A 26,640-nucleotide genomic window follows, 5' to 3' on the forward strand; every position below is an offset into this window, starting at 1 on the left:
AAGGAGAGAGGGGCCCCTTGGGAGGGGCTTAGTTCACTTGCACACAGAACTGCGCATTCGCGCTGTCACCAGCTGCAAGGTCACCAATGACCCACTCAACCACTGGCGCGGTGCCGGAATTGGCCACCGTGTTGCTATCCGAGTTGCGAACAGAATCATTCGCCACCAGGAAAGTGGTGTAAGGCGTGGTTTCATCGGTGATGGTCACGTTCTTGGCCGTGGCCGCACCTTCGTTAGTCGCAGTCAGATCCCAGATCACACACTGACCCGGCTCCACCTGAGTGGTCTGGGTAGCAGCGAACGGGGTATCCGGCGTCCAGTCAGGCGTACCGGCATTACAGCTACAATCCGCATCGACACCGGCCAGCTTGTTCAGACGCACCTGACCCAGAATGACTTCTGTCACGTCGTTGGCAGTAGCCGACGCCGCTGCGCCTGCGGTGGCATCTTCGTTGGTCGCGCTCAGGCTCAAGGTGTCCTGGGTACCTTGCGATGCATTCGCCGGAGCAAATACGGTCACCAGCACTTCAACCTTTTCGCCAGCTTCCAGAGTCAGCTCGGGCAGGTTGTCGTTATCGGCATCGGCAACGCCGATCTGGACCGGGTTACCGGCCTGATCACGCACCCACAGCTGTCCAGCAGTGGCAAGACCGGCAAGCTGGCTCAGTTCACGGTAAGCATCCGGGGTACCATCGTTGTTGGTATCCACGAACAGCTGGGTGGTGTTGGTGAAACCCGCTTCGCTGTTGGTGGCAGACAGCTCAACCGTTTCGGTAGAGTTACCGTCGTTGGACAGCACGTGCGGGTAATCCACGTTACCGCCGGGCTGCACCTGGTTGGCGCCGTCAGGAGTGATGCTCAGATCACGGTCAGCAACCACATCAACCGCATCCAGCTTGCTGTCGTTGATGTTGCTGTCAGACGGAGAGGTCACCGTAAACGTGACGGGATAATCGCCATCGCTATCATTGGTGTTCACTGCGTCACCGCCGGTGTAATCCGCACGGGCCTGGGCCACGTTGGAAGACACAGTTACATTGGCGGTGTAGTGATAAACCGCACCGGCCGGCAGGTTCGGGGTGGCTGTGACCACATCGCCTGCATTGCTGGTGTTATCCACCGTGCCATTCCCATCGGTATCGACACCCACATCCACAAACTGCACAGACCAGCCCGCGGGTACCGTGCCACCCAGGGTGTAGGACTGGGCGTTGCCGGATTCGTTGGCGACATACAGATTGAAAGAAGTCACGGCTCCTGCTGCTGCCGTATTGGTGGTGGTCGGCGTGCCGGTGTTGGCGTCAGCATCAACTGCGCTATCACCCATACCGGTTGCGTTGGCAGTGTTGGCAATATCCACGGCCGCCGCATTGATGGTGCTCAATACGCCAGCAGTGGTATCAGACTGGCCATTGTCGCCCGCGGAGGTCGCCGTCAGGTTGAACTGGTACGGACCGACACCGCTGGCGCTGGCCGGCAAGTCGGCTTTCACGGTGATATTCAGCGCTTCCGCAGGATCCAGCTCACCGGTATCCGGGTTACCGTCACCGTTGGTATCAGTGATCTGAACCGTGCCCGCTGCGTTCCAGAAGGTAAACGTGGTACCTGCCGGGAACGGAGTGGTCGCATCGTTGGCTGCGCTCAGCTCGAACACATCCACGCCGTTACCGTTGTTGGTAATGGTGTGTTTGAAGTCGACCACGGCACCGCTGGCCGCACTGGGCACAGTGTAGATGTCGTCATCGGTGCCATCGGTGGCATCTTCGGTGTCGTTGGCATCCACAGCGTAGATCTGACCAATCACCGTGGTTACCGTATTGGAGCTGACGGCATCCTCAGTGGTCCCCGCATCGTTGTCCAGGTTGCCCTGGGCAGCGAAGGTGTTCTTGATCTCGGTGCCCGCAGGCGCGGTCGGATCAAAGCTCACCTGATACACGATAGAGACCGTGGTATTCACACCCAGGCTGGCATCGGTCAGCAGCACACCGGGAATACCGGTTTCACCAGTGGTGCCGTCACCGTCCAGATCCACACCCGCCGGCTCATCAATGGTCGCCAGGGAACCAGGTGCATACATGGTGGTGGCATCTGCCGGGATACTCTGGTCGGTACCGGTGTTGTCCTCGTAGGTATCGCCGTTCGCCGCCAACAAACCATTCACCGAAGTGATGTCCACGAAGGTGGCATTGGCCGGCACCGCATCGAAGATATTGACATCGGTTGCCGCACGGCCACCGTTGTTCTTCACGGTCAGGGTATAGGTGATGGTGTTGGTGGAGGTGTTAACAGACGCAGACTTGGTCGTTACCAGTACCGCATCGGTGGTTACCGTCACCTGATCGTTGTTGGTGTCGTTACCATCCGCAGTACCGTCACCATCCGCATCGTAGGTGCCAGCATCGCCGTTGGTACCGATATCCTGCACCAGACCACCGTCCGCGGCAGCATACACACCATCGCCCTGCGTGGACTGCGCCAGCAGGGTAGCATCAATGATGGTGCCCGCAGCGGTACCCGACGGCACCGGCACGGCCAGGATCAACTCAACCTGCTGATCGGGGTCCAGATCCACCTGGGTAACAATGTTTTCACCGGCATCAGGCTGACCATTGCCGTTGGCGTCCAGATAGACGTCATAGCTGATCGCCCCTGTCGCGCCGCCAGTACGGCCGCTCAACACAAAGGTGTCACGGGCGTTACCGGTGTTCTTCAGGCTATGGCTGAAGTACACGGTTTCGCCGGGAGCACCGGCTTTGTTGCCGTCGTTACGCAGGGTACCTGCATACACTTCGGCAACAGTGACCACCGCCTCGTTGGACTGGGCGGAGTAACTGTTACCATTGGCGTCTTCATAGGTGACGGTTGCCTTGTTCTTGATGTCCGTGCCGGCTTCCGTGAGTGCCCAAGCTTGCCCTGCGGCAAACAGCAACCCACCAGAAACCAGAGACGCGGCCATTTTCGAAGACAACACACCTTTATTGAAGGCATGTTTCATGGCTTCATCCTCAAAGTTTGATATTTAGACTTACCCTCTAGTTTCAGAAAGCCTTGCGAGAGCGGCCCCTCGTCGAAACGAGTGGTCCGCCCCTCCCCTTGCGGCTGACCATGACGATCAAGCCGCTCGCGCAAGACTTCCTCTGTGGAGCTTTCGCTCCTACGTCAGCCCCCCGGGAGCTACTGCACCTTTACCCGGTAGCGATACTGCTGCTCCTGGTCAGGCTGAAGGCTGCCTTTCGGCTGCCAACGCACCTGGGTGTAATCGCTGGGGGGAACCGTGACGTTCTTGGTCCGGCCGTCCTTGTCTTTCACCTCACGGGTAACAGGCTCAGCCAGAAAACTGGTTCCATTATCAATGCTGACGGTGAACGCGGCGTCCACCTTGGTATCGGCACTACCCCCTACGTAGGCGGTATTGGCCGGAACTGGGCCGGTGATCACAAGGCCGGAAAGCGGCTGTTCACCGGTGTTTTGGTAGGTAAGACGGTATTCCACCACATCACCAGGAGACGCCTGCTCCGTGGCAACAACGGTTTCCTTTCCGTCTTTTTCGGTTACCAGAAAGGTTTCCATCTGACTGGTCAGTGGCCCGTCTGCCCAAAGCAGGGAAGACAGGGACAACAACAGAACAGAGAAAGACAGCTTCATCGCTTGAACTCCCAGTACCCGGCAATATGCCGAAGAAGGTTGCTTACTTCTCGACCAAATCATTATGAAAAGCTTTTCTGTGACCCATATCACACTTTTTTGTAATGTTATGATCGATTTCTGTGACACCCTGCCTATTTTGCACAAAAACCGGGCTCAATGCGTGAACGCATTGTAAAAAAACAGTGAAAGCACTGGGACGGCAGTACATTTTTTGACCGTCCGACCCTCTGTAATCAATCACTTACCCCCGTGTAAGCCATTTCCTACACAGAAAAAAACCCGCCAAAGGCGGGTTTTTCCGGTATGAACGGCAAACAGCACAATCAGGCAAGTCGACCTAGCGACTGCCGCTCGCACCATTTAGGTAGCGGAAGAAGTCACTGTCTGGCTCCAGAATCAGCACGTCTTCCGGATCCTTGAAGCTTTCCTTGTAGGCCTGGAGGCTACGGTAGAAACGGAAGAACTCCTTGTCCTGATTGTAGGCTTTCGCATAAGTGGCCGCTGCCTGGGCATCCCCCTCACCGCGAATGGCCTGCGACTTGCGGTAGGCATCCGCGAGAATTTCGGTGCGCTGACGATCCGCCCCGGCGCGAATTTTCTCGGCTTCTTCCCGGCCCTGGGAGCGGTGAGCCGCCGCATCACGCTGACGCTCCGCGCGCATCCGGTCAAACACCCGGCCACGAACCTGATCCGGCCAATCCACCTGCTTCACCCGGATATCGACAACTTCGATACCCAGATCTTCCATGGTGGACATGTTCACTTCCTGACGGACCTGATCCATCAGCGCTTCACGCTGGTCGTTACCCGCCGGCTCGCCGGCGTCGGCCACAGTCTCTTCACTGTCTTGCTGTCCGGCTTCACGCAGAATGGATTCATCCAGTTGATCGGTAGGCACTTCGGTGGTTTCCCCCGTGGTCGGGTCACGAATAATCGCGGTATCCCCTTCCACTTTTTCCACGTCGCTCTCACCGGCAACCACCTGGAACACTGTGCGCGAGGCAAACTCGTTACGCAGCGCCTCATTTACACGCGGATCCAGCAACTCACGGGCCCGACGCTCCATGATCTGCGGGTTGGCAGAGCCGCCCCCCACACTCACGATATAACGCTGCACATTGTTGATCCGCCAGACCACAAAGGCATCCACGTTCAACAGTTTCTTTTCTGCCGTGAGAAAGGACTGAGTGGGCACGTCGTATACCAGCGCCCGGCCATCCACCTTGACGACCTCCTCAAACAGGGGCCACTTGGGGTAAATCCCCGGGGAAATATCCGCCTTTTCGATTCGGCTGAACTGTTTCAGTACCGCTTTCTCGGTCTGGTTAACAATATAGAAGGAGTCCAACGCCAGCAGGGCGAGGACACCCAGCGCCAGCAGCGCCAACCATCCACGATTATTCATTAGCGCAACTCCTGGGGTCGTGATGTGCTGTACAGGCTACGCGAAGCACTACGCCCGCTGCCTCCGTCATCGGCACCGGCCTTGGCGGCATCGCTACTACCCGCGCCGGGGTTTTGCTGGGGAGTGGACGCTCGCACATCCCGCCCTTTCACCAGCTGCTCCAGAGGCAGGTAAATCAGGCTGTTGCCGTTATCCACATCCACCAGCACTTTGCTGGTTGCACCAAAGACCTGGGTCATGGTTTCCAGATACAGGCGTTCGCGAGTCACATCGGGAGCCTTGCGGTATTCTGAGAGCAAATCGGTAAAGCGATCCGCATCACCCATGGCACCGTCGATCACCCGCTGCTTGTACGCTTCCGATTCTTCGGTCAGGCGTTGCGCCTCACCCCGGGCCTGGGGAATCACCGCATTGCGGTAAGCTTCCGCTTCTTTCTTGAAGCGGTCTTCGTCTTCCTTGGCCTTGGACACGTCGTCAAAGGCATCCCGGACCGCATCCGGGGCTTCGGTCTTGTCCAGCACCACCTGACGCAACACCAGGCCGGTGTCGTAACGGTTCAGGTATTCGTCCAGACGCTGCCGCACCTGCACCCGAATGGCTTCCCGGTTGTCTTTCAGCACATCATCCATGGAGGCAGAGCCCACCACATGACGCAGCGCCGAGCTGGTGGCGTGCTCCAGGATCTGCTCTGGCTGGGCGACCTTGAGCAAGAAGGGACGCGGATCCAGCACCTGATACTGGACCTGCAGGGTCACGCTGACGATATTGGTGTCCTTGGTGAGCATTTCCTCGGTGATCTCGTAGCGGCGGTTCTGCCCCACATCCACCTTCTGGTATTGCTCAAGAATCGGCGCGCGCCAGTTCAGACCCGGCTCGACAATGCGATCGAACTTACCGAAACGCAGCACCACGGCCCGCTCGCGCTGATCCACCTGAAAGAACCCGACCAAACCATAGACCACCAGTGCGATCACGGCGACCACAGCCAGTAGCGGCAGCGGTGAGCCTGATGGCTTGTTGCCATCGCCACCCGGACGACCGCCCTTGCCACCAAACACATTGTTGATCTTGTCCTTGAGGTTCTTCAGCGCCTCATCCAGATCCGGCGGCCCTTGATCACCGCCGCCACCCCAGGGGTCTTTCGGCTTGTTACCGCCGGGTTCATTCCACGCCATGTAGGTCTCCAGTCCGTCAGGGCCGGCATGGCCCATGACTTGTAATGTCAGCTCACCTTGGGCGAGCGTTCTGAATTGTAGGAAGGCCCATCTTCCCCTGCAACCGAGGCCGCCGATTCCGGGGCCGGCACCACCAGTTCGTCTTCGTTCAGACCCTGCTCACGCAACAGGCGTTCAAAATGAACCCGATTGACGTTGATGCGCAGCAGCATGCTGCCATCCATTGCGGCCTCTTCATCCAGCACCTCACCTGCTTCATGCAGACGGGCGCGCAGGCGCCCTGCATGGGCAGGCAAACGCACCCAGCAATCGACCCAGCCTGCGGCCAGCCGCTCCGCAATGGCCTCAAAGAGCAGATCAAACCCGTCACCGCTCTGTGCCGAAATCCATACTCGCCAGGGCTGTCCGTGCTCGTCACGGTCAATCCGTGGCGATTCATCAAGATTGTCTACTTTGTTGTAGACGTGCAGTACCGGTAACTGGTCGCCACCGATTTCTTCCAGCACCTCATTCACCGCGTCCACATTGCTGTCCCGTTCTTCTGCACTGCAATCTGTCACATGCAGCAACAAGGTTGCGTTAGCGGTTTCTTCCAGGGTCGCCCGGAAAGCCTGCACCAAGCGATGAGGCAGGTGGCGAATAAACCCCACGGTATCGGCCAGAATGGCTGGCCCGACACCGGGCACCTTGACCTTGCGCAAGGTGGGGTCCAGGGTGGCGAACAGCTGGTCCGCCACGTACACATCCCCCGTAGTAATGGCATTAAACAGGGTGGATTTACCCGCGTTGGTATAACCGACCAGTGAAATCAACGGCGTTTCGGCACGCTGCCGGGCACGGCGCCCCTGCGCTCGCTGCTTTCGTACCTTCTCCAGTCGAGACTCAATGGCACGTATGCGGTCTCGCAACAAACGGCGGTCGGTTTCCAGCTGGGTTTCACCAGGCCCGCGCAGGCCAATACCGCCTTTTTGTCTTTCCAGGTGAGTCCACCCGCGCACCAGGCGGGTAGATAGATGGCGCAACTGTGCCAGCTCAACCTGCAACACCCCTTCGTGGGTGCGAGCTCGCTGGGCAAAGATATCCAGGATCAGTCCGGTACGGTCAAGCACCCGGCATTTCACCGCCCGCTCCAGGTTGCGTTCCTGGGCCGGGCTGAGCGAGTGATTGAACAGCACCACATCCGCCTGGTGCTGCTGCACCAGTTCGGCCAGCTCATCCGCTTTGCCTGTGCCGATAAAAAGGGCCGGGTCGGGCCTGTCGCGTTTGCCCGTCAATTCCGCCACAGGCTCCACGCCACTGGAGGTCACCAGATGATGGAATTCGTCCAGATCCTCACGGCCCATGGAATCCGGCAGGTCCAGATGCACAAGAATCGCCTGCTCTCCGGCGCCAGTGCGTGATTGCTCTGTACGATCAAATAAGTCCATAGGTGCCTGATATGGGGACAGTAGGCCCAATTGTAAACCGCCGAAAACGAAAAGGCAGGAGGAAGAAACGAAAAGAGCCACCCGAAGGTGGCTCTTTTCAGCAAAAAGGCTCTGGCAATCGCGATTACTGGTTACCGAAGCTCTCTGTGCCCTGTGCACCCGTGGTGCCATTGCCGGTCGACATGGCCGGGTTACCACCTGCACGCGGGTTACGCGCCGGGACCACAGTGGAAATTGCGTGCTTGTAGACCATCTGACTAACGGCGTTCTTGAGCAGAACCACATACTGGTCGAAGGACTCAATCTGCCCCTGCAATTTTATGCCGTTTACCAGAAAGATGGATACCGGGATCCGTTCCTTACGCAGAGCGTTCAGGAAAGGGTCTTGTAGTGAATGCCCCTTTGACATGGCAAGTCTCCTTGAAATAACAGTAAAAAGTGGTGCCCAACACTCGGGCAATATCAGCGCGTTACCTGCAGTGAAGCCGTCCCGAACGGCCACCGCATGCCTGATGCGCCATCAGACATTTTTTTGTCAACAACCCAACAAAATGGTTCCGGACTGGGCCTATATGGGATGACGAAACGAGTATTCAAGATCCCCACCCCCAATTCCTTGGCATTATAGACCAAATAAGCAGCACTCGACCTCAACTAAACACAGATTTACAGATCTTCGCAAGTTGGCCAAACAGCGCATTGCGCTCCTGCTCGTTGTTACTGTCGAACCGTTCCAGGTTCGGCCATTTTCTTAGCCAGGTGTACTGCCTTTTCGCCAGTTGGCGAGTTGCAACCACACCCTTTTCGATCATCGTCTCGCGATCGTATTGCCCCTCCAGGTAATCCCATACCTGGCGGTACCCTACCGCTTTGATCGCGGGCAGGTCCCGGTGCGCTTCCGGACGAGCCATCAAATGGCGCACTTCTTCTTCCAGCCCTTGCTCAAGCATGACCTCAAAACGCCGGGCAATCATCACATGCAACCAGGCGCGGTCTTTGGGCGCCAGTGCCGCACTGTAGACTGGCCAGGGAAGCCCACTGAACTCACTCAGACCATCCTCTCTCATTGTGACAGTCGTATGATGCTCGGCATGAAAGACAGAAAGCGGCTTACCCGTGAGCCGATACACTTCCAGCGCCCTTTGCAGACGCTGACGATCCATGGGCTTCAGCCGATCGGCAGTGGCCGGGTCCACCCGGGCCAGCTCGGCATGCACCGCTGGCCAGCCTTGCTCTGCCGCCAGCGCAGCAATCTCGGCGCGCACCGTTTCATCCGCCTCCGGCAGCGGCGCCAGACCTTCGACCAGCGCCTTGAAATACAGAATGGTGCCTCCCACCAGCAACGGCAAACGCCCAGCAGCATGGACTGCCTCAATTTCTCTCAGCGCATCCGTGCGAAAGTCTGCGGCGGAATACGGTTGGTCCAGGTCACGGAACCCCAGCAGCCTGTGCGGAGCTGCTTGCAACTCGTCGTTTGATGGCCGCGCGGCACCAATATCAAGGTCCCGGTACACCAGGGCGGAGTCCACATTGATGATTTCGATCGGGAGAGATTGCACCGCCTCAATGGCCAGCGCGGTCTTGCCAGAACAGGTGGGCCCCATTAAAAGCAGTACAGGCAAGACAGGCCGGGGATCCCCGTCATTCTTCGGCGAGGGACGGGAGGGCGCCATCACTGCCCCCGCATAAACAGGCGATCCAGATCCTTGAGACTCATTTGAGTCCAGGTCGGCCGGCCATGATTGCACTGGCCCGAGCGCTCGGTGGCTTCCATGTCCCGGAGCAAGGCGTTCATTTCCGGCACGGTCAGGCGGCGGTTGGCCCGTACGCTGCCATGACAGGCCATGGTGGAAAGCAGTTCATCGAGCTTTTGTTCAATGCGCTCGCTGCTGCCTTGGGCAAGCAGATCGGAGAGCACATCACGCACCATGCTTTCGCTGTCGCTATTGCGCAGCATGGCGGGCACTTCGCGGACCACCAGCGTTTCCGGGCCGGCGCGCTCCACCACAAACCCCAACCGGGAAAACACCTCGGGCTGCTCTTCGGCAAAGTCAGCTTCCCGTGACGAGACCGCCAACGATACCGGCACCAACAATGGCTGGCTGCGCACCTTGTCGGTGGACCAGCTTTGCTTGAGCCGCTCATAGGTAATGCGCTCGTGGGCGGCGTGCATATCGACCACCACCATGCCGTGCTGGTTTTCCGCGAGAATAAAGATGCCGTGCAGCTGCGCCACCGCATACCCCAGCGGCGGCACGGTTTCATCATCACTGGCCGGCGGCATGACCGCCGGGGCGCCATCCTCGATGCGCGGCTGAACCAACGCACCGTAGGCATCTGCCTGGCGCAAGCCCTGACCATAGCCACCAGACGCAGGTGGCGGCGTATAAGGGCGGCCAGAGGGCGCGGTAAGCGACATACTGCCCTGGCTCGGCTCACTCACCGGCATGGGCACGTCGTCATACACCACCGCAGGCTCGACACCTTGCCCGGGGCGCACGTCGGCAATGGTCCGGTGCAGGGAGCTGTACAGGAACCCATGCACCATACGCTGTTCGCGGAAGCGCACTTCGTGCTTGGTGGGGTGAACATTCACATCCACCATGGCCGGGTCCAGTTCAAGAAACAGGACATAGGCCGGGTGACGGCCGTGATACAACACATCCGCATAGGCCTGGCGCACCGCATGATTGACCACCTTGTCGCGAATCACGCGGCCATTCACATAGAAATATTGCAGGTCGGCCTGGGAGCGGGAGAAGGTGGGCAGCCCCATCCAGCCATGCAGACGGATTCCATCACGCTCCACCTCCACCGGGATGGCCTGTTCCATAAAGCCCTTGCCGCACAGCTTGGCCACGCGGCCCGCCCGCAGGGTGTCATCCAGACCTGCCGGTAGCTGGTGGATCACTTTCTGGTTGTGGGTCAGCCGGAACGCGGTATTGAATTCACTCAGGGCAATGCGCCGGAACACCTCTTCCAGGTGATTGAATTCCGTCTTCTCGGTACGCAGAAAGCGGCGCCGTGCCGGGGTATTGAAAAACAGGTCGCGCATGGTGACGGTGGTGCCACGGGGATGCCCCGCCGGCGTGACCGACGGCGCCATGTCTCGACCTTCGACCTGGACCTGCCAGCCTTCGGCTTCTCCTTCCACGTTACTGGCCAGGGTCAGTCGCGAGACAGAGCTGATCGCCGCCAACGCTTCACCGCGAAAGCCCAGCGTGCCAATGGCTTCCAGATCGTCCAGCCCGCGAATCTTGCTGGTGGCGTGACGAGACAGCGCCAGCGGCAGGTCATCGCGTTCAATGCCATGACCATTGTCACGCACCTTGAGCAGCTTCACACCGCCCTGCTCCACATCCACATTCACGGACTCCGCCCCCGCATCGAGGGCGTTTTCCAACAGTTCCTTGAGGACAGAGGCGGGTCGCTCGACCACCTCACCGGCAGCAATCTGGTTGGCCAGGCGGGAATCGAGCAATTGGATCTTGGACAAAACGGACCTCAGGTTCGGGGAATTTTCAGCACCTGGCCGACCATGATGCGGTCACCACTGATATTGTTGGCCGCACGGATAGCCTGCTCACTAACGCTGTACTGGCGCGCGATTTCCGACAGTGTATCACCGGGCTGAATCTTGTACTCATCACCTTTGCCACGGCGCTGGGCGGCGTACCAGCTGTTCGGCGGCGGGTGCGAGGTAAAGTAATCATCAATACCGCGCAGGATGGAACGCGCCAGCTTGGTCTGGTGCGCAGACGAGCGCAGGTTACGCTCCTCGGTGGGGTTGGAGATAAACCCGGTCTCCACCAGAATGGACACCATCTCAGGTTCTTTCAGTACCGCAAACCCTGCCTGCTCCACCTTGTCACGCCCGCCATGCAGCTTGGTGACCTTACCCATTTCCTGCAGCACCTGCCGGCCCAGATAAAGGCTGCCCGCCATGGATCCGTTCATCTGCAGGTCTGCCAGCACGCTGAGCAGCGAACTGTCGTCTTCCTCTTCTTCATACACCCCGGCGACCCGGTCGGATTCATTGGCAATCTTTGCCAGATAGCGGGCCTTGGCACTGGTCGCGCCACGATTGGAAAGCGCAAACACCGACGCCCCATGGGCGCGGGCATCGGTAAACGCATCCGCATGAATGGAAATGAACACGTCCGCACCGTGTGTTTCCCGGGCAATTTTTCGGCGCTCTGCCAAGGGGACATAGTAGTCACCATCGCGAACCATCGCCGCCCGCATGCCGGCCTGATCGTTCACCATCTTCTCCAGCTTCTTGGCGATCTGCAGCACCACGGTTTTTTCCCAGGTCCCACTGGGGCCACGGGCACCCGGGTCCTCGCCCCCGTGACCGGGGTCAATCGCCACCACCATCAACCGTTGCTCCGCAGGCGCCGATTGCGCGGCAGGCTTTTTCGGGGCAGGAGTGGACCCTGCAGCCGTGGCAGCGGCCCCTGACGAGGTGCCATTCAATTCCTTGTCGAACAGATCGACCACCAGACGCCAGCCATGCGGCTCGATGGGTTTGAGCAGGTTGGTGCGAGTGCGCACCCCCTCTTTCATATCGAATACCACACGGGTCTTGTCGCTGTGCTTGCCGACCCGGATATTGGCGATGGGACTGGTGGCGTAATCCAGCGTCTGGATGTCGAAGTCCAATTTGGCTTCCTGCAGGTCCAGCACGATACGGTCAGGATTGGCGAGCTTGTCGAGCTTGTGATCCACCGGCGATGGCAGATCAAACACAATGCGGGTGTGGTCCGGTGCCCGGTGCAGGCGTACAGATTCGATGCTGGCCTGGGCCAGGGCAACGGGCGCCCATAGCATGGCAGCCAGCAGGGTGAAGGCGGTCACAAGCCATTTGTTATTGTTACTGCGCATTATCATAGGCGTTCAGTCACCGACCCAGTCCAGGGTCGCCTTTCTTCCGTGGCCATCCACAGCCAGTGTAATGATCAAATCCGGCGGCGGCACCACTCCGGCCCCGCGCTCCGGCCACTCCAGCAGACACAGGTCACCAGAGCCAAAATAATCCCGCACCCCGATCAGTTCCAGCTCTTCCGGATCTGCCAGTCGATACAGGTCAAAGTGATAGATATGGACGTCACCCAGCTCGTAGGGTTCCACAATTGTATAGGTTGGGCTCTTTACCGCCCCCTCATGCCCCATGGCACGCAGGATACCGCGAACCAGCGTGGTTTTCCCGGCCCCCAGATCGCCTTCCAGATAGACACAGCCACCGCCGGTCAGTCGGGCTGCAAGGCTGGCCCCCAACGCCAGGGTGGCGGCTTCGTCAGCGAGGGTCTGGTGTTCAATGGGCATACAGGCTTCCTTCGTTCAGTTGTTCCCGCAGCGCACCCAGCAGATCGGTGGCGAGCAAGCCGCGCTCACCGGCCTGCCGGGCGCACCGGTCTGCCGCCCGGGCATGCGCCATGGCGCCGAGACGGGCAGCATCATACCCGTTCAATCCCTGGGCCCGCAGCGCAGCGATCACCCCGGTCAGCACATCGCCCATACCCCCGCTCGCCATGCCCGGATTGCCGTCCACGATCAGGGCACGACAACGCTGGCCGGCGGAATCCCCCTGAATCAAGGTGCCCAGCCCTTTCAGCAGCACCGTGCCGCCATAACGCGCACTCAGGGTTTCCAGTGTGGCAAAGCGGTCAGACTGTATCTCCGCGTTGCCCACTTGCAGCAACCGTGCCGCCTCACCGGGGTGCGGTGTGAGCACCCAGTCGTGGGCGCCGATGTCGGCATGTGCAGCCAACAGGTTAAGCGCATCGGCATCCACCACCAGCGGCTTGCCACTGGCCAGCACCCGCTCCAGCAACTGCTGCCCCCAAGGCCCCGTTCCCAACCCGGGGCCAACGGCGATGACCGTGGCCGACTCGATCAGTTCATCCGCTTCGCCGCTCTCGTCAGCGCCACGCACCATGATTTCCGGTTGCCGGGTAATCGCCATGGCCACATGCTCCGGCCGCGTCAGCAAACTGACCTTGCCCGCCCCGCAGCGGGCCGCCGCCTGGGCCGTCATGATCGCTGCACCGGGAAAGCCATGATCGCCCCCAACCACCAGCACATGGCCATAGCACCCCTTGTGGCCATCCGCGGCTCGCCCGGGCAAGGCGGCGGGCAGCTCCTCCGGCACCGGGACACGACAATCCGGCGAGACCTGCTGATACACCGAGCGCGGGACCTGCAGATCAAAAAACAGCAACTCGCCAGCGAACACCGGCCCCTGACCGGTTAACAGTCCGCGCTTCATGCCGATAAAGGTACAGGTCAGATCCGCCCGCAGTACCGCGCCCAACGGCATGCCGGTGTCGGCATTGAGCCCGGAGGGAATATCCAGTGCCAAACGGGGCACCGGCAGGGCATCCAGCCCTGCCAGCAATGCGCTCATGTCATCACGCAGGGCGCCCGACAATCCGGTGCCCAGCAGACCGTCCACCAGCACATCCGCCTCCACAGGCAAGGCGTCCTCATGGAGTGGTTGCTGCGGGATCGCCAACCCCTGGCAACGCTGCGCCATGGTCAGCGCATCCCCGCTGAGCGTATCCGGCGCGCGGGTATAAAAAATCTCGGGTTGCAATCCGGCCCGGTGAGCCAACGCCGCGACCACATAGCCATCGCCGCCGTTGTTGCCGCCGCCACACAATACGGCAATACGACGCGCTTCGGGCCAACGCTCACACAGGGCATCGAAGGCCGCTTGCCCGGCCCGCTGCATCAGGTTGGCACCGGGTGTGCCAGTCGCAATGGCAAGGCGATCCAGTTCGCGGGTCTGTTCAGCAGTAAATAGCACTGTGGGCAGTGTGGTCATGGTACCCTTGGTCCTTTGTTGTGCGCCGTTGCGTACCGCAATATCCCTCATTATACCCACGGGAACCGGCCGTTCAGAAACCCATGGATCTTCAGCAGCTAAAGGAAAACATCCAGCAATGGGGCCGCGAACTGGGCTTCCAGCAGATCGGCATTGCCGACACGGATCTGTCCGCCGCTGAAGCGGACCTGAAAGCCTGGTTGGCCAAGGGCTATCAAGGGCAAATGCAGTGGATGAGCGCCCACGGCGACAAACGTTTTCGCCCTGAAGCGCTGGAGCCCGGCACCCTGCGAGTCATCTCTGCGCGCATGGATTACCTGCCACCCGATACGCAACCGGTGAAAATGCTGGGCGAAAAAGACAAGGCCTACGTCTCTCGCTATGCGCTGGGCCGGGATTACCACAAACTGATCCGCAAACGGCTTGCCACACTGGCCGCCCGAATCCGGGCGGAAGTGGGCGACAGTGAACTTGCCCGCGCCTTTGTAGACAGCGCCCCGGTGATGGAAAAGCCGTTGGCGGCCAAAGCCGGGCTGGGCTGGCAGGGCAAACACACCCTGGTGCTCAACCGTGAGGCCGGCAGCTGGTTTTTTCTCGGTGAAATCTACACCGACATCCCCCTGCCCGTAGACCAACCCGGTGAAGACCATTGCGGCAAGTGCAAGGCCTGCATCACCGTGTGCCCCACCGACGCCATCGTCGCGCCCTACCAGCTGGATGCCCGCCGCTGCATTTCCTACCTGACGATTGAGCACGACGGCGGCATCCCCGAGGACCTGCGACGGGGTATCGGCAACCGCATCTTCGGCTGCGACGACTGTCAGTTGATGTGCCCGTGGAACCGTTTTGCCCGGCACACCGGCGAAACCGACTTTCACCCCCGCCACGGACTGGGCGACAGTGACCTGGTGACATTATTCCGCTGGAACGAAGCCGACTTTCTCGAACGCACCGCCGGCTCGGCCATCCGCCGCGCAGGCTATGCAAAGTGGCTAAGGAATATTGCGGTAGCGCTGGGCAATGCCCCCACCTCGCCGGACATTATCCTGGCGTTGAAAGAACGCCTGGATTACCCGGACGAGACGGTACAGGAACATGTGCAGTGGGCGCTGGAACAGCACCGAACGCCTCAGCCGTAGAAGCGACGCTCCTGCGGCGAGAGGTTTGCGTGTTGCGTGCCGCCTGATGCGTTGCCGTCAGGCGTCAATAAAATGCTCGCGGTAATACTGCAGCTCGGTGATGGATTCGCGGATGTCATCCAGCGCCAGATGTTTGTTTTCTTTCTTCAGCCCTTCCAGGATCTCGGGCTTCCAGCGTCGCGCCAGTTCTTTGAGGGTGGACACGTCCAGATTGCGGTAATGGAAGAAGGCCTCCAGCTCCGGCATGTAGTTGGCCAGAAAACGGCGATCCTGACAGATGCTGTTACCGCACATGGGCGACATGCCCGCTTCCACGTACTCTTTCAGGAAATCGATCGTCTGCGCCTGGGCCTGCATTTCACTGATGCGACTTTCCTTCACCCGGGCCACCAGCCCGGAGTTGTTGTGGTGTGTGGTATTCCACTCATCCATGCCATCGAGCAACGCATCGCTCTGGTGCACCGCCAGCACCGGCCCTTCTGCCAGCACGTTGAGCTGGGCATCGGTAACGATAGTGGCGATCTCGATGATGCGGTCGTTTTCCGGGCTCAGTCCGGTCATTTCCAGATCAATCCAGATCAGGTTATTGCGCTTGTCGGTCATGGGTGGCTATCTCTCGCTACGCGGTATTCAGGGGGCATGGTAGCATGCCCCCATCGCAAAGCAGGAAGAACCCGACACCACCGTGGCCAAACGCAAACTCAATCGCCGCCAGCGCTGGCGCATCGAAAAGATCCAGGCAGAAAAGCGCGAACGCGCCCAGCGTCGCAGTGAGCAGCTGGAAGACCTGGTGGCCGACGACCTGGGGGATGAACAGACCGGCATCATTACCGCCCATTTTGGTCAGCAGGTGCTGGTTGAAAGCCCTGATGGCCCGAACGGCAAAGGCAAACAGCTCCGTCGCTGCCATTTTCGCGCCACGCTGGAACAGCTGGTCGTGGGTGACCGGGTGATCTGGCAATCCCCCCAGAGCGAAGGGCTTGGCGTCGTGGTGGCGATCGACCCTCGCGACAACGTCCTCAAGCGCCCGGACCCCTACGGCAACCTGAAACCGGTCGCCGCCAATGTGGATCAGATGCTGGTGGTCTTCGCCCCCCTGCCCACCCCCTCCAGCACCCTGCTGGACCGCTACCTGGTCGCCGCGGAACTGTCTGGCATTCCTGCCACGCTGGTGCTCAACAAGGCCGACCTGATCGACGAAGAGCTGCGCCCGTTCATCGATGACATGAAAGCCATGTATGAACGGCTCGGCTACCCGGTGCTGGAACTGAGCGCCCATGACCCGGCAGGCCTGACTCCGCTGCACGAGGCACTGAAGGGCAAAACCTGTGTGTTCGTGGGCCAATCCGGGGTCGGCAAGTCATCCCTGGTGAATGCCGTGCTGCCCGATGCTGAACTGGATGTGGGCGATCTGTCAGCCAACTCCGGGTTGGGCCAGCACACCACCGTCACCGCCCGCCTGTTTCACCTGCCCACCGGCGGTGAGCTGATCGATTCCCCCGGCATCCGCGAATTTGGCCTGTGGCACATCAGCGAAGAAGAGCTGCTGCACGGTTACCGCGAACTGTCCGAACTGGCCGGTTACTGCAAGTTCCGCAACTGCTCACACCGCAACGAACCCGGTTGCGCCTTCCTCGATGCCGCCGACAGCGGCGCCATCAGCGAGGAACGACTGGCCAACTTCTTCCAGATCGCCGACACCCTGGACGAAGAGGGGCGCGACCGATACCAGTGAACAGTTAACAGTGAACAGCGAATAAGGGACAATGCACCGCAACGCCGATAGCGATATCCTGTTTTCGCTGTTCACTATTCACTGTTAACTGTTCACTGATCCCATGTTGCCTCTGCTGCTAGAACCCGCCGAACTCGCCCAGCATCTTGATGATGACAAGCTGCTGATCATCGACCTGAGCAAGCCTGCGATTTATGTACAGGCACATGTGCCGGGGGCAATCCATCTGGATTTCAAACGCCTGCAGAGCGGCGCGCAGCCGGCGCCGGGAATGATCCCGGATGACGATACCCTCAGTGCCCTGTTTTCCAGTCTGGGGCTGACACCGGATACCCATGTGGTGGCCTACGACGACGAAGGCGGCGGCTGGGCCGGCCGCCTGTTGTGGACGCTGGACGCCGTTGGCCACAAGCACTACAGCTACCTCAACGGGGGTATCCATGCGTGGCTGGCGGAGGGACACCCCACCAGCAGCGACTCGCCCGAGCCAGTGGCCAGCGAATATGAAGTGGGTGAACACGACCCGCTCACGGAAGTGCACCTGGACTACCTGCTCGAGCATCACACCTCGCCCTCACTGGCCCTGTGGGACTCACGCTCGGAAGAGGAATACGCAGGGGTACGCGCCTTTGCCCAGAAAGCCGGCCACATTCCCGGCGCCATTCACTATGAATGGACCGACGCCATGGACCGCAGCAACAACCTGCGCCTGCGACCGCTGGATGACATCCGTGCGGAACTGGAAGCCCGCGGCATCACCCCCGACAAGGAAGTGATCTGTCACTGCCAGACCCACCACCGCTCCAGTTTCTCCTGGCTGGTGGGCAAGATTCTCGGTTACCCGCGCCTGCGGGGTTACGCCGGTTCCTGGGCGGAATGGGGTAACCACCCGGGCACCCCGGTGGCCAAACCCGACTAACCTGTTTGATTACTCTAAGGATGTTCCCTTGAGCCTACGCGACAAGCTTTTTGTGATTCTCCAGTATCTGGTGCCCCAACACGGCCTCTCCCGGCTGGTGGGCTTTCTTGCCCGTAGCGAAGTGCCGTGGATCAAGACCACCTTCATCAACGTATTCATGAAGAAATTCGGCATCGACCTGTCTGAGGCCGAGATTCAGGATGCGGACCAGTTCCCCAGCTTTAATGCCTTTTTCACCCGCGCCCTGAAACCGGACGCCCGGCCCCTGGAAGCGGACGCCGCCAACGCCATTGCCTGTCCGGCTGACGGCGCCGTCAGCCAGCTGGGCGCCATCCGTGCCAATCAGGTGTTTCAGGCCAAGGGGCATGACTACTCCCTGTATGACCTGGTCGGTGGCGACAGCGCCCTGGCCAGCGAATTCACCAACGGCCAGTTCGCCACCATTTACCTGTCACCGCGGGACTACCATCGCGTACACATGCCTTTCACTGGCACCCTGCGCGAAACACGTTATGTGCCCGGCGATTTGTTCTCCGTGAACGAAGCTACCGCCAACGGGGTGCCCAACCTGTTTGCCCGCAACGAGCGTCTGGTGTGTATCTTCGATACCGACAATGGCCCGATGGCGGTGATTCTGGTGGGCGCCATGATCGTCGCAGGTATCGAGACCGTATTCTCCGGCCAGGTCACCCCGCTCCCCAAACAGGTGGTGACCACCGACTACCTGCGCACCGCCCCGGTTACCCTGCAAAAGGGCGACGAGCTGGGCCGCTTCCTGCTGGGCTCCACCGTGGTACTGCTGTTCCCGGAAGGCAAGGCCGGTTTTGAACCCGAGCTAAAAGCCGGCAGCGTGGTCCGGGTGAAAGGCGCGCTGGGCCACTACCACGCCTGATTCCCTCAGGTTACCCGTCAATGACCGTGATGAATGGGGTAACCGCAAGGACGTCAGCGGCGGGCCGCACGGCAAGTGCACCCGCCGCGTTCTTCCCTACAATGGCCGGCCCGAATCACAACGCCGGTGCATTGCATGCTCACTGACACCCTGCAGCAGAAAGCCCGCCCATGGCTTCACCGCCTGGACAATGGCCGTGCTCGCCTGTTCGACGCAGAGCGCCTGAGCCAGGCAGAACAGACCCCTTACGACACCTTGTTCGACGATGGTCTGGTCAAGCTGCGCTACTACCCGCCACTGCAGGAAAAAGCCATTCCTCTCAGTGACGGAACGGTGATGCCCGTCAGCGAACACACCCAGCGCACCCCGCTGGTGTTGGTCGCGCCGCTGGCGGTGAACATGCTGATCTATGATCTGTTCCCGCAACGCAGCCTGGTGCGCTACCTGCGCGCCCGCGGTTTTGAGTTGTACATGGTGGACTGGGGGCGCCCGGGCAAATATCACAACCACCTGAGCCTGAGCAGCTACTTTGCCGACTACCTGCCCAAGATGTTGGTACAAGTGCGCCAACACAGTGGGCAACAGCAACTCAGCCTGCATGGCTGGAGTTTCGGCGGGCTGTTCAGCCTTTGCTACACCGCTCTGGGCAATGATCCGGATATCCGTAATCTGGTGCTGGTCGGCACCCCCTGCGACTACCATCGCAATGGTGCACTGGGCGCCCAGTACCGGCGACTGAGCCGCCAGGCAAAGTGGATTCGCAGCAACACCGGCCTACGCATTCATGACGTGCCGGCGCGCCTGCTTCGCTCCCCCGGCTGGATGAACAGTCTGGCCTTTAAACTCACCAACCCGGTGGGCAGCCTGCAGGGTTACATGAATCTGGTGAAGAACCTCCACGACCGCGAATTCGTGGCGGCCCATGCCACCAATGGCGCCTTTCTCGATGACATGGTGGCCTACCCCGGCGGCGTCATTCAGGACATCGTTCGCTATCTGTGGACCGACAACGTGGTCGCCCATGGCCAACTGCCCATGGCCAGCAGCGAAGGCAACCTGAGCCGCGTCACCGCTAACATTCTCAACATTACTGGCGGTGCCGACCCCATTGTGACCCGTGACTGCAGCCTGGCCATGGACACGCTGGTGCGCAGCAAGGACAAGACCTACCTGACCATCGATGGCGGCCACATGGGCATTCTGGGCAGCAGCGCAGCACAGACGCAAAGCTGGGGCAGGATTGCTGAGTGGCTGATAGAGAGGGACTAGCTGCAAGCGGCAAGTCTGACGCTGCAACACAGATTTGCCCCTGCTTCAGCCCCAAAAACAGAAGCCGCGCTCAAGCATGAGTGCGGCTTTTTTTGTTGCATACCGTAGGCTTGCTCACCTTCGACCGGATGACTTATTGGCGCCAAACTCAACGATCTCGAAGGGATACCCTCTGCTAAAAAGTCGGGAACCACTTTGGGTTTTCCAGTCCAACCAGACGTAGGCCACAGCCGATAGCGCCTTTCCTGTTGTCATCTGCGTGTCACAGGCTGTGGGTAGGCTGGTTCTCCATGTTAAGGATGACACTCCCGCTGCTGCCATGCCTCGCCAGCTGATTCTTTTTCCCTGCAGTCACATGGGTAATCTGCTGATTGCCTTGCCACATCTGAAGGCCATGCTGGCTGCTCAGGAAGAGAGCTTGCTGGTCATTGATCAGCGCTATCAACCCATTATTGCCATGGCGCTACCCGGCGAAACCAGGGTGCTGTGGTACCCGGATGCTGAACTGGCCTCTCACAAGTCCTTTCTGCATCGCTCCCGGCATTATCTGCGTTTTCTGCTTGCCCTGCGTCGCTTTCGCGCTGAACACAGCGTGGATATCGAGGGGGAACAAAAATCAGCGACACTCAGTTTGCTCAGTGGCGCCACCAGCCGCCACGGCCCTACTCGTCGACACAGCCGCTGGTTTTACAGTCACAGCCACGGACGTGATTTATCCGGCCATCGCTGGCAAGACTACGCGAGCCTGAGCTTGCCTGCTGCCACCTCACCCGCTTGCTATCTTGACCTCAACGCTACAAAGGCAGGCCTGCAGGACATTGCCCAACATCCGTTGCAGCCCACCCTGCAACCGACGCCAATACTGATTCACCCCGGTGCCACCAAGACTTACAAGATGTGGCATCCGGAACAATTTGCCAGTCTCTGCCAACGACTGCGCCGGCTGGGCGCGACCCCGATTCTGATCGGTGCCGGCGCAAAGGATCGCGCGCAGATTGAGCGTATTCAGACCTTTCTTTGCGAACCCGCCATGAACCTGTGCGACCAGCTCAGCCTCGAGGCACTGGTGGCCCTGATGCAGCAGAGCCGGGGGTATGTGGGTAACGACAGCGGTCCGATGCATCTGGCTGCAGCTTGCGGGCTTGCCACGGTTGGATTGTTTGGCCCCACCAACGACACACTCTGGTCGCCGCTATCCCGTCGGGCAACGGTGTTACGCCAACGCCAGTGCCATTCGCAATGCCAGCGCAACAGCTGCGTCATGGACAGCTACCCCTGCCTGCAAGGCATCACCGTCGACAGAGTCATTGCTACTCTGGAAACCCTGGGAGCACTGAATGGCGACCAGAGTGTCTGTGGACATCACCGCCCGACGGTGATGCGTTAAACCTCAATACCACGCACTTCCGGGAACTCGCCTCCCACCACGCGCTCTTTTTCTTTCGCCAAAAAAAAACCGCGGAGCAAGCTCCGCGGTTTCGTTCAATCAGGGCGAACCCCAACGATCCTAAAACCGGTCAAACAATCCTGCCAGCAAATTGGTGATCGGCGACAACAGATCCAGCAGCGGCCCCAATGGGCCAAGCACCCGTTCATCCAGTTGTTCCGTCACTTCACGCACCACCGTCAGCAACGTGGAAGACAGTGCATCCCCTGGCAAGGTCGCATAATCCCCCGCTCCTGGAATCTGGTTGAGCCAAAGCACATCGGTCACCAGCGATTCCAGTGTGGCATGAACCGTACCCACCAGCTGCTCCCCGGTGGCCGAGGTATCCAGCATTACCAACTGCTCGAGGGTATTGGCCAGACCAAGCGATACCGTGGACAACACGGACGTCAGCCCTGCCAGCACCGGCACCTCACCAGGCACCTGCTCTTCAATACCATCGAGGATGTTATTCAGGTTACGCGCCAGCGCCACAAGCGGGCCTGCAATAAACGCAATATCGTCGACGGTACTGCCTTCACCCGGCGCGACACCCGCATTACCAAAACCGTCTGCCAAAGACGCAAAGGCTCCGCCCAGCTGGTCGAAGGGAGCAGGCAATGCTTCAGTATCTATGGCTTCAAGCTGCTCGGAAGCCGCCAGCACCGCCTGCAGAGCCTGCTCAATCTCGCCGCTGTCACCGCTCAAAATAGCCGCGGTAGCCGCATCCAGTGCGTTAAACAGGATGTCGGTACCGGCCAACATCTGATCAAACACCTGTCGCTGCTCTTCAGGCAAATGGCTGCCTGCCTGGGTAAATCCGGCGAGCAGGGTTTCACGCAGCTCCTTGAGCGGGCCGGTAAAGTCTGCATCGAAGCCCTCCGGCAACGGCAGCGGCAAGGCATAGCCCCCCAGCGCCTGCCCCGAAAAATCATTGCTTGGGGCGATCATTGCCATGGGTTGTTTTTCGAAGCAATGGGTATAACTGGGGGTGAGCGTATCACTACCGCTCGCAACCACACCGAGTCCTTCTGTGCCGGGCTTCACGGTGTAGGCCTCAAGACACAGGGTGGCCGGTGCCATGGTGTCCGGGTCGGCTTCGGTTGCTTTGACCCAGAAGAAGCCATATTCATCGCCCTGCTGAAAGCGGGCCGCATTGCGTTCCGGGTCATCAATGGAACGGGTCTTCCCGGCTGCACCACTCACCACAAACTCTGTGCGCCCACAGGCCGGAACGGCTTCAAGTACCTGAAGATCATGGTCATGCCCGGCCAGGAAGAAATCGGTTTGATCACACACCGCTTCTTCCATAAAGGCTTTCCAGCGCTCACCAGCCAACACCGGAAGAATTTCACTGGGCACACCATCATAGTTACCGGCGTTGCCATGCGTGCCGTTGGAGAGATAGGGGTGGTGTGCCATGGCAATCTTGAACACCGCATTAGAGCTGCCGATTGCATTCACCGCCCAGTTGCGTTGATCAATACCATAGGTGTGATACGCGTAAGCAATATCCGGGTCGGCAAATCCTCCCGCAATGGGGTTGGAATCCAGCGCGAAGAAATCCACCAGCGGGCGCCCGCCCAGGGTCGTCGTCCCGGCACTGTGTTGGTAGTAACGATCCGGCATGTTCCAACGGTTAGACAATTTGCCGTCAAAATAGGTGTAGTCCACCTGGAACATGCCACGGGCGTTCCCCGCGCCATCACCGCCCACATAGCCGGTGTTGTCATGATTTCCCAGCACCATGTAGAAAGGCAGCTGTACCGGCTCAAAAGGCTTTTCAAATTTATCTTCAAACTGGGGATCATCCACACTGGTCACCCCGGATTCATAGATATTGTCGCCCAGCCCTACCACCAGGTCGCAGCCAGGAAAGGCCATATCGTCAACGAATTCATCCTTGCGGTCACACACCTCGGCAATGGCTTCACCCACCGCATACTGACCTTCTGAGCCGCTACCGGAATCGCCAATCACAATAAAACGCAGGGCGGCGGGGGGATTCCCCGATGCGCTTCCATCGCCCCCTCCCTCGCCATCATCTCCCGCCTCACCACCAGGGTCTGAGGGTTGATTCGGGGTCGCAGAGTTACTGGAGCTGCCTCCGGAGGAGCCCCCGCTATCACCACCACAGGCGACCAATGCAATGGCCGCAACCAGCGGCAATACTTTCCACGGGGACATCATGACAACACCTCTTTACGTGATTTGACCCCACCGACGGGGGAGGAAACAGGAGGATGAAACAGGGCGGTGCGCAGGGTGCGCGGGCGTGACACAGGGCCATCTTCCACGATACGACTATCGCCACTTTTCACCGCAACAACTTTGGTTTTACGGGTATCAATCTGGCCACGCAGATCATAGGAGTCGATGCTTTGCGCGTAATAGAACTCCCCTTGGGCCCGGTCGCGCGTCACATCCACCAGAATGAACCCGCGGGATTTTGCTTCCACGTAACGGATATGCGGATTGACTACCGGAATCAGCACGCCGGCCACCTCGGCCGCCCCCTCCGGAAAGCCCGGACTGGTCACGGCCGGCGTCACAAACTCTGCCGCCAGCGGCTTGTCGAAAAGGTCGCCAAGAAGGGAACCCGGATTACGGTAAATTTCATTGGCCCAGGAGGTATGAATATCACCGGTCAGGATCACCACATTGTCGATGTCGTGATCGTCGATGTGATTGAGAATGGTCAACCGATCGGCTGCATACCCGTCCCACTGATCCATGTTGATGGCGGACAGATTGCCGCGAAGCTGCGCACTCCGCTCATCCAGACTGGGAATTTCCAAAATATTGAGCTGGGCGAACATTACCTGCTGACCGATAAAGCGCCAGTGGGCATCAGACTGGCTGAGCGCCTCCAGCAGAAAATCCATTTGCTCGCTACTGATCAGATGACGGTCTTCATCATTGCGTGCGGGATCCAGCGGCACCGTCAACTGGGCATCACGCCCCTCAAGACGGGTATCAAGCATGGTCAGATCAATCAGATCACCAAAACGGAACTGTCGGTAGATCACATCGTGATTACCCGGCTCGCGGGGACGAATCGGCAGCCATTCGAAATACGCCTGACGGGCAACCCCCTTTCGGGTTTCCCAGTCGCCTTCCGTCAGCGGCTGGTGGTTACTGGCACCATCGCGGTAACTGTTATCGGTGGACTCATGATCATCCCAGACCGCAATCATCGGGAACTGCTGATGTACCGCCTGCAGATCTTCATCGGTTTTGTACTGGGCATGACGCAGGCGGTAATCCGACAGGCTGACCATCTCATTAGAAGGCTGCGGATCCCGCTCGGGGAAGTCGCCGTATTCGCCGGCCCCATACTCATACACGTAATCACCCAGGTGCAGCACAAAATCCAGGTCACCCTGGTTGGCCACCGCCCGGTACACCGAGAAAAAACCATAGGGAAAATTCGAACAGGAAACGACGGCAAAACGGGCGCGATCGATGAAATCTGCGGCGGCGGGAAAGGTGCGCGTCCGCCCCACTGGAGACTGCGTCTCCCCCACCTGAAACTGGTAGTAATACCAACGCCCGGCATCCAGCCCGTCGGCATCAATCTTGACGCAGTAATCCGCATCCGCATTGGTGGTGGTCGTATACGAGGAGACCATCTGCTGCATGGCCGGATCGCTGGCGACCTTCACCTCCACCGGCACCACCACGCCGGATTGGTCCGGGGTCACACGAGTCCACAGGATCACTCTGTCCGCCAGCGGGTCTCCAGAGGCCACACCATGCAGAAACGCCACAGATGGCAACGCATCCGGACCGCCGGGCGGCTCAGGATCAGCAGGAACATTTGGCGCGGGATTATTGACCACCGGGGTGGAGGAGCTGCTTCCCCCGCCACAGCCTGCCAATGCCAGTGTGGTGCCGGCCCCGATAGCCTGCACAAGATTACGACGGATTCGATCCATGCCTTACCCCCTGAAAAGCTGTCATCAACAACAGCTTTCCAAGAGTAGGCAGGAAATTGCACGGCAACAGTGAGCCTTGGGTAGTAGCACTGTAGTGCTATGTAGCGACCTGTAACCGCCCAGTTAAAGGTGACGAGGGTGTGACATACGCATGTTTAAACGATGGCAAATGCGCCCGGCAAATGCTGGCGAAGGGTCAACAGATTTTCTTCGCGCACGTCCATATCCCCAAAACAATTGGCCATGGTGCCGGCGTACTGCAAGCCGTCCTTTTCAATCGCTTCAGCCGTCAGCAACGCATGGCTGATGCAACCCAGCTTCATGCCCACCACCTGAATCACCGGCAACGCCAACTCCTTGGCCAACCCTGACAACATTTCCCGATCATTCAGTGGGACCCGCCAGCCCCCGGCACCCTCGATGAGAATCAGATCGGCTTTGTGCGCATTCAGCGCCCCTCGCACATAACCTGCCAGTCTGGCCAGCGTCACCACCTTGCCTTCCTGCTGCGCAGCAATATGTGGCGCAATGGCCGCTTTGAGAGCGACGGGATTCACCGTCTCATAGGGAAGCTTCACCGAGCTGGCCGCCATTAACTGCAGCGCGTCCTCGTTCTGCCAGCCATCAGCTGTCGCTTCGCAGCCAGCCGCAATCGGCTTGAGACCGTAGCAACTCAGCCCCGCTTCACGGGCACGCTCCAGCAGGCGACAACTGACCCAGGTCTTGCCAACTTCGGTGTCGGTGCCAGTGACAAAGAAAATGCCTTTCAGGGCAGGAAGGGGTGGTTTCTGATTTTCCATGGCGTTCTGACTCAAGAGTGGGTAGCTAACGGCTGATCCGT

General features: G+C 59.5%; 21 protein-coding genes. 6 read left to right on the top strand and 15 right to left on the bottom strand.

The window, feature by feature from the left end:
- Positions 1-28: 28 nt before the first annotated feature.
- From Q672_RS25215 to Q672_RS25265, 11 genes are all read right to left on the bottom strand, one after another.
- Complete coding sequence (locus Q672_RS25215) at positions 29-2,995, bottom strand: beta strand repeat-containing protein (protein WP_022985247.1); 2,967 nt, start codon at positions 2,993-2,995, stop codon at positions 29-31.
- 179 nt (positions 2,996-3,174) lie between these two features.
- Complete coding sequence (locus Q672_RS25220; RefSeq protein WP_022985248.1) at positions 3,175-3,645, bottom strand: DUF11 domain-containing protein; 471 nt, start codon at positions 3,643-3,645, stop codon at positions 3,175-3,177.
- Between the two features lie 340 nt (positions 3,646-3,985).
- On the bottom strand, positions 3,986-5,053 hold the full coding sequence (gene hflC / locus Q672_RS25225; protein WP_022985249.1) for a protease modulator HflC: 1,068 nt from the start codon (positions 5,051-5,053) through the stop codon (positions 3,986-3,988).
- Positions 5,053-6,228 carry an FtsH protease activity modulator HflK gene (hflK, locus tag Q672_RS25230; RefSeq protein ID WP_031226405.1) on the bottom strand — a complete coding sequence of 392 codons (1,176 nt, stop codon included), beginning with the start codon at positions 6,226-6,228 and terminating at the stop codon, positions 5,053-5,055. Before hflK ends, hflC begins: the two co-directional genes overlap by 1 nt.
- A gap of 47 nt (positions 6,229-6,275) precedes the next feature.
- Positions 6,276-7,655: a ribosome rescue GTPase HflX gene (hflX, locus tag Q672_RS25235; protein ID WP_022985251.1), complete on the bottom strand. Its 1,380-nt coding sequence runs from the start codon at positions 7,653-7,655 to the stop codon at positions 6,276-6,278.
- A gap of 124 nt (positions 7,656-7,779) precedes the next feature.
- Positions 7,780-8,064 (bottom strand): RNA chaperone Hfq, encoded by a 285-nt coding sequence (gene hfq / locus Q672_RS25240; protein ID WP_022985252.1) that lies wholly within the window; start codon positions 8,062-8,064, stop codon positions 7,780-7,782.
- A gap of 241 nt (positions 8,065-8,305) precedes the next feature.
- On the bottom strand, positions 8,306-9,328 hold the full coding sequence (gene miaA / locus Q672_RS25245) for a tRNA (adenosine(37)-N6)-dimethylallyltransferase MiaA (protein ID WP_022985253.1): 1,023 nt from the start codon (positions 9,326-9,328) through the stop codon (positions 8,306-8,308).
- Positions 9,328-11,151: a DNA mismatch repair endonuclease MutL gene (gene mutL / locus Q672_RS25250; protein WP_022985254.1), complete on the bottom strand. Its 1,824-nt coding sequence runs from the start codon at positions 11,149-11,151 to the stop codon at positions 9,328-9,330. The genes miaA and mutL overlap by 1 nt, the downstream gene beginning before the upstream one ends.
- A gap of 8 nt (positions 11,152-11,159) precedes the next feature.
- Positions 11,160-12,539 carry an N-acetylmuramoyl-L-alanine amidase gene (locus Q672_RS25255; protein ID WP_022985255.1) on the bottom strand — a complete coding sequence of 460 codons (1,380 nt, stop codon included), beginning with the start codon at positions 12,537-12,539 and terminating at the stop codon, positions 11,160-11,162.
- A gap of 12 nt (positions 12,540-12,551) precedes the next feature.
- The gene (gene tsaE, locus Q672_RS25260) at positions 12,552-12,980 is read right to left on the bottom strand and encodes a tRNA (adenosine(37)-N6)-threonylcarbamoyltransferase complex ATPase subunit type 1 TsaE (protein ID WP_022985256.1); all 429 of its coding nucleotides are present in this window, start codon (positions 12,978-12,980) and stop codon (positions 12,552-12,554) included.
- On the bottom strand, positions 12,970-14,481 hold the full coding sequence (locus Q672_RS25265) for a bifunctional ADP-dependent NAD(P)H-hydrate dehydratase/NAD(P)H-hydrate epimerase (RefSeq protein WP_022985257.1): 1,512 nt from the start codon (positions 14,479-14,481) through the stop codon (positions 12,970-12,972). Before Q672_RS25265 ends, tsaE begins: the two co-directional genes overlap by 11 nt.
- Before the next feature lie 83 nt (positions 14,482-14,564).
- Here Q672_RS25265 and queG point away from each other — a divergent pair, with 83 nt between their 5' ends.
- Entirely contained in the window at positions 14,565-15,620 is a 1,056-nt protein-coding gene (gene queG / locus Q672_RS25270; protein WP_022985258.1) for a tRNA epoxyqueuosine(34) reductase QueG, read from the top strand.
- Between the two features lie 57 nt (positions 15,621-15,677).
- Here the strand turns inward: queG and orn are convergent, their stop codons facing one another.
- Entirely contained in the window at positions 15,678-16,223 is a 546-nt protein-coding gene (gene orn / locus Q672_RS25275; RefSeq protein ID WP_022985259.1) for an oligoribonuclease, read from the bottom strand.
- Between the two features lie 82 nt (positions 16,224-16,305).
- On the opposite strand from orn, the gene rsgA reads away from it, so the two are divergent.
- The 5 genes from rsgA to Q672_RS33800 all read left to right on the top strand — a co-directional run bounded on the left by rsgA (position 16,306) and on the right by Q672_RS33800 (position 21,822).
- Positions 16,306-17,355 carry a small ribosomal subunit biogenesis GTPase RsgA gene (gene rsgA / locus Q672_RS25280; protein WP_022985260.1) on the top strand — a complete coding sequence of 350 codons (1,050 nt, stop codon included), beginning with the start codon at positions 16,306-16,308 and terminating at the stop codon, positions 17,353-17,355.
- Positions 17,356-17,458: 103 nt separating this feature from the next.
- Entirely contained in the window at positions 17,459-18,274 is an 816-nt protein-coding gene (locus Q672_RS25285) for a sulfurtransferase (protein WP_022985261.1), read from the top strand.
- A 28-nt stretch (positions 18,275-18,302) separates the two neighbouring features.
- Positions 18,303-19,166 (top strand): archaetidylserine decarboxylase, encoded by an 864-nt coding sequence (gene asd / locus Q672_RS25290; protein ID WP_022985262.1) that lies wholly within the window; start codon positions 18,303-18,305, stop codon positions 19,164-19,166.
- A gap of 135 nt (positions 19,167-19,301) precedes the next feature.
- Positions 19,302-20,435 (top strand): alpha/beta fold hydrolase, encoded by a 1,134-nt coding sequence (locus Q672_RS25295; protein ID WP_022985263.1) that lies wholly within the window; start codon positions 19,302-19,304, stop codon positions 20,433-20,435.
- A gap of 355 nt (positions 20,436-20,790) precedes the next feature.
- The gene (locus Q672_RS33800; protein ID WP_235047191.1) at positions 20,791-21,822 is read left to right on the top strand and encodes a glycosyltransferase family 9 protein; all 1,032 of its coding nucleotides are present in this window, start codon (positions 20,791-20,793) and stop codon (positions 21,820-21,822) included.
- A gap of 120 nt (positions 21,823-21,942) precedes the next feature.
- Here Q672_RS33800 and Q672_RS25305 read toward each other — a convergent pair whose 3' ends face one another.
- From Q672_RS25305 to bioD, 3 genes are all read right to left on the bottom strand, one after another.
- A complete protein-coding gene (locus tag Q672_RS25305; protein ID WP_022985265.1) occupies positions 21,943-24,051 on the bottom strand; it encodes a metallophosphoesterase in 2,109 nt (702 codons plus the stop codon).
- Positions 24,048-25,799, bottom strand: a complete 1,752-nt coding sequence (locus Q672_RS25310) for an alkaline phosphatase D family protein (RefSeq protein ID WP_022985266.1) — start codon at positions 25,797-25,799, stop codon at positions 24,048-24,050. Before Q672_RS25310 ends, Q672_RS25305 begins: the two co-directional genes overlap by 4 nt.
- Positions 25,800-25,954: 155 nt before the next feature.
- Positions 25,955-26,599: a dethiobiotin synthase gene (gene bioD / locus Q672_RS25315; RefSeq protein ID WP_022985267.1), complete on the bottom strand. Its 645-nt coding sequence runs from the start codon at positions 26,597-26,599 to the stop codon at positions 25,955-25,957.
- Positions 26,600-26,640: the final 41 nt, after the last annotated feature.

The organism is Alcanivorax sp. P2S70 (assembly GCF_000475295.1).
Lineage (GTDB): Bacteria > Pseudomonadota > Gammaproteobacteria > Pseudomonadales > Alcanivoracaceae > Alcanivorax > Alcanivorax profundi.

Excerpts from the sequence above, each read along its gene's own strand:
- Q672_RS25265 (WP_022985257.1), bottom strand. The coding sequence starts at position 14,481 with ATGACCACACTGCCCACAGTGCTATTTACTGCTGAACAGACCCGCGAA.
- orn (WP_022985259.1), bottom strand. The coding sequence starts at position 16,223 with ATGACCGACAAGCGCAATAACCTGATCTGGATTGATCTGGAAATGACC.
- Q672_RS25255 (WP_022985255.1), bottom strand. The coding sequence starts at position 12,539 with ATGCGCAGTAACAATAACAAATGGCTTGTGACCGCCTTCACCCTGCTG.
- hflK (WP_031226405.1), bottom strand. The coding sequence starts at position 6,228 with ATGGCGTGGAATGAACCCGGCGGTAACAAGCCGAAAGACCCCTGGGGT.
- hfq (WP_022985252.1), bottom strand. The coding sequence starts at position 8,064 with ATGTCAAAGGGGCATTCACTACAAGACCCTTTCCTGAACGCTCTGCGT.
- hflX (WP_022985251.1), bottom strand. The coding sequence starts at position 7,655 with ATGGACTTATTTGATCGTACAGAGCAATCACGCACTGGCGCCGGAGAG.
- Q672_RS33800 (WP_235047191.1), top strand. The coding sequence starts at position 20,791 with ATGGGTAATCTGCTGATTGCCTTGCCACATCTGAAGGCCATGCTGGCT.
- Q672_RS25285 (WP_022985261.1), top strand. The coding sequence starts at position 17,459 with ATGTTGCCTCTGCTGCTAGAACCCGCCGAACTCGCCCAGCATCTTGAT.
- Q672_RS25215 (WP_022985247.1), bottom strand. The coding sequence starts at position 2,995 with ATGAAACATGCCTTCAATAAAGGTGTGTTGTCTTCGAAAATGGCCGCG.
- Q672_RS25310 (WP_022985266.1), bottom strand. The coding sequence starts at position 25,799 with ATGGATCGAATCCGTCGTAATCTTGTGCAGGCTATCGGGGCCGGCACC.
- Q672_RS25305 (WP_022985265.1), bottom strand. The coding sequence starts at position 24,051 with ATGATGTCCCCGTGGAAAGTATTGCCGCTGGTTGCGGCCATTGCATTG.
- hflC (WP_022985249.1), bottom strand. The coding sequence starts at position 5,053 with ATGAATAATCGTGGATGGTTGGCGCTGCTGGCGCTGGGTGTCCTCGCC.
- bioD (WP_022985267.1), bottom strand. The coding sequence starts at position 26,599 with ATGGAAAATCAGAAACCACCCCTTCCTGCCCTGAAAGGCATTTTCTTT.
- tsaE (WP_022985256.1), bottom strand. The coding sequence starts at position 12,980 with ATGCCCATTGAACACCAGACCCTCGCTGACGAAGCCGCCACCCTGGCG.
- miaA (WP_022985253.1), bottom strand. The coding sequence starts at position 9,328 with ATGGCGCCCTCCCGTCCCTCGCCGAAGAATGACGGGGATCCCCGGCCT.
- Q672_RS25220 (WP_022985248.1), bottom strand. The coding sequence starts at position 3,645 with ATGAAGCTGTCTTTCTCTGTTCTGTTGTTGTCCCTGTCTTCCCTGCTT.
- queG (WP_022985258.1), top strand. The coding sequence starts at position 14,565 with ATGGATCTTCAGCAGCTAAAGGAAAACATCCAGCAATGGGGCCGCGAA.
- Q672_RS25295 (WP_022985263.1), top strand. The coding sequence starts at position 19,302 with ATGCTCACTGACACCCTGCAGCAGAAAGCCCGCCCATGGCTTCACCGC.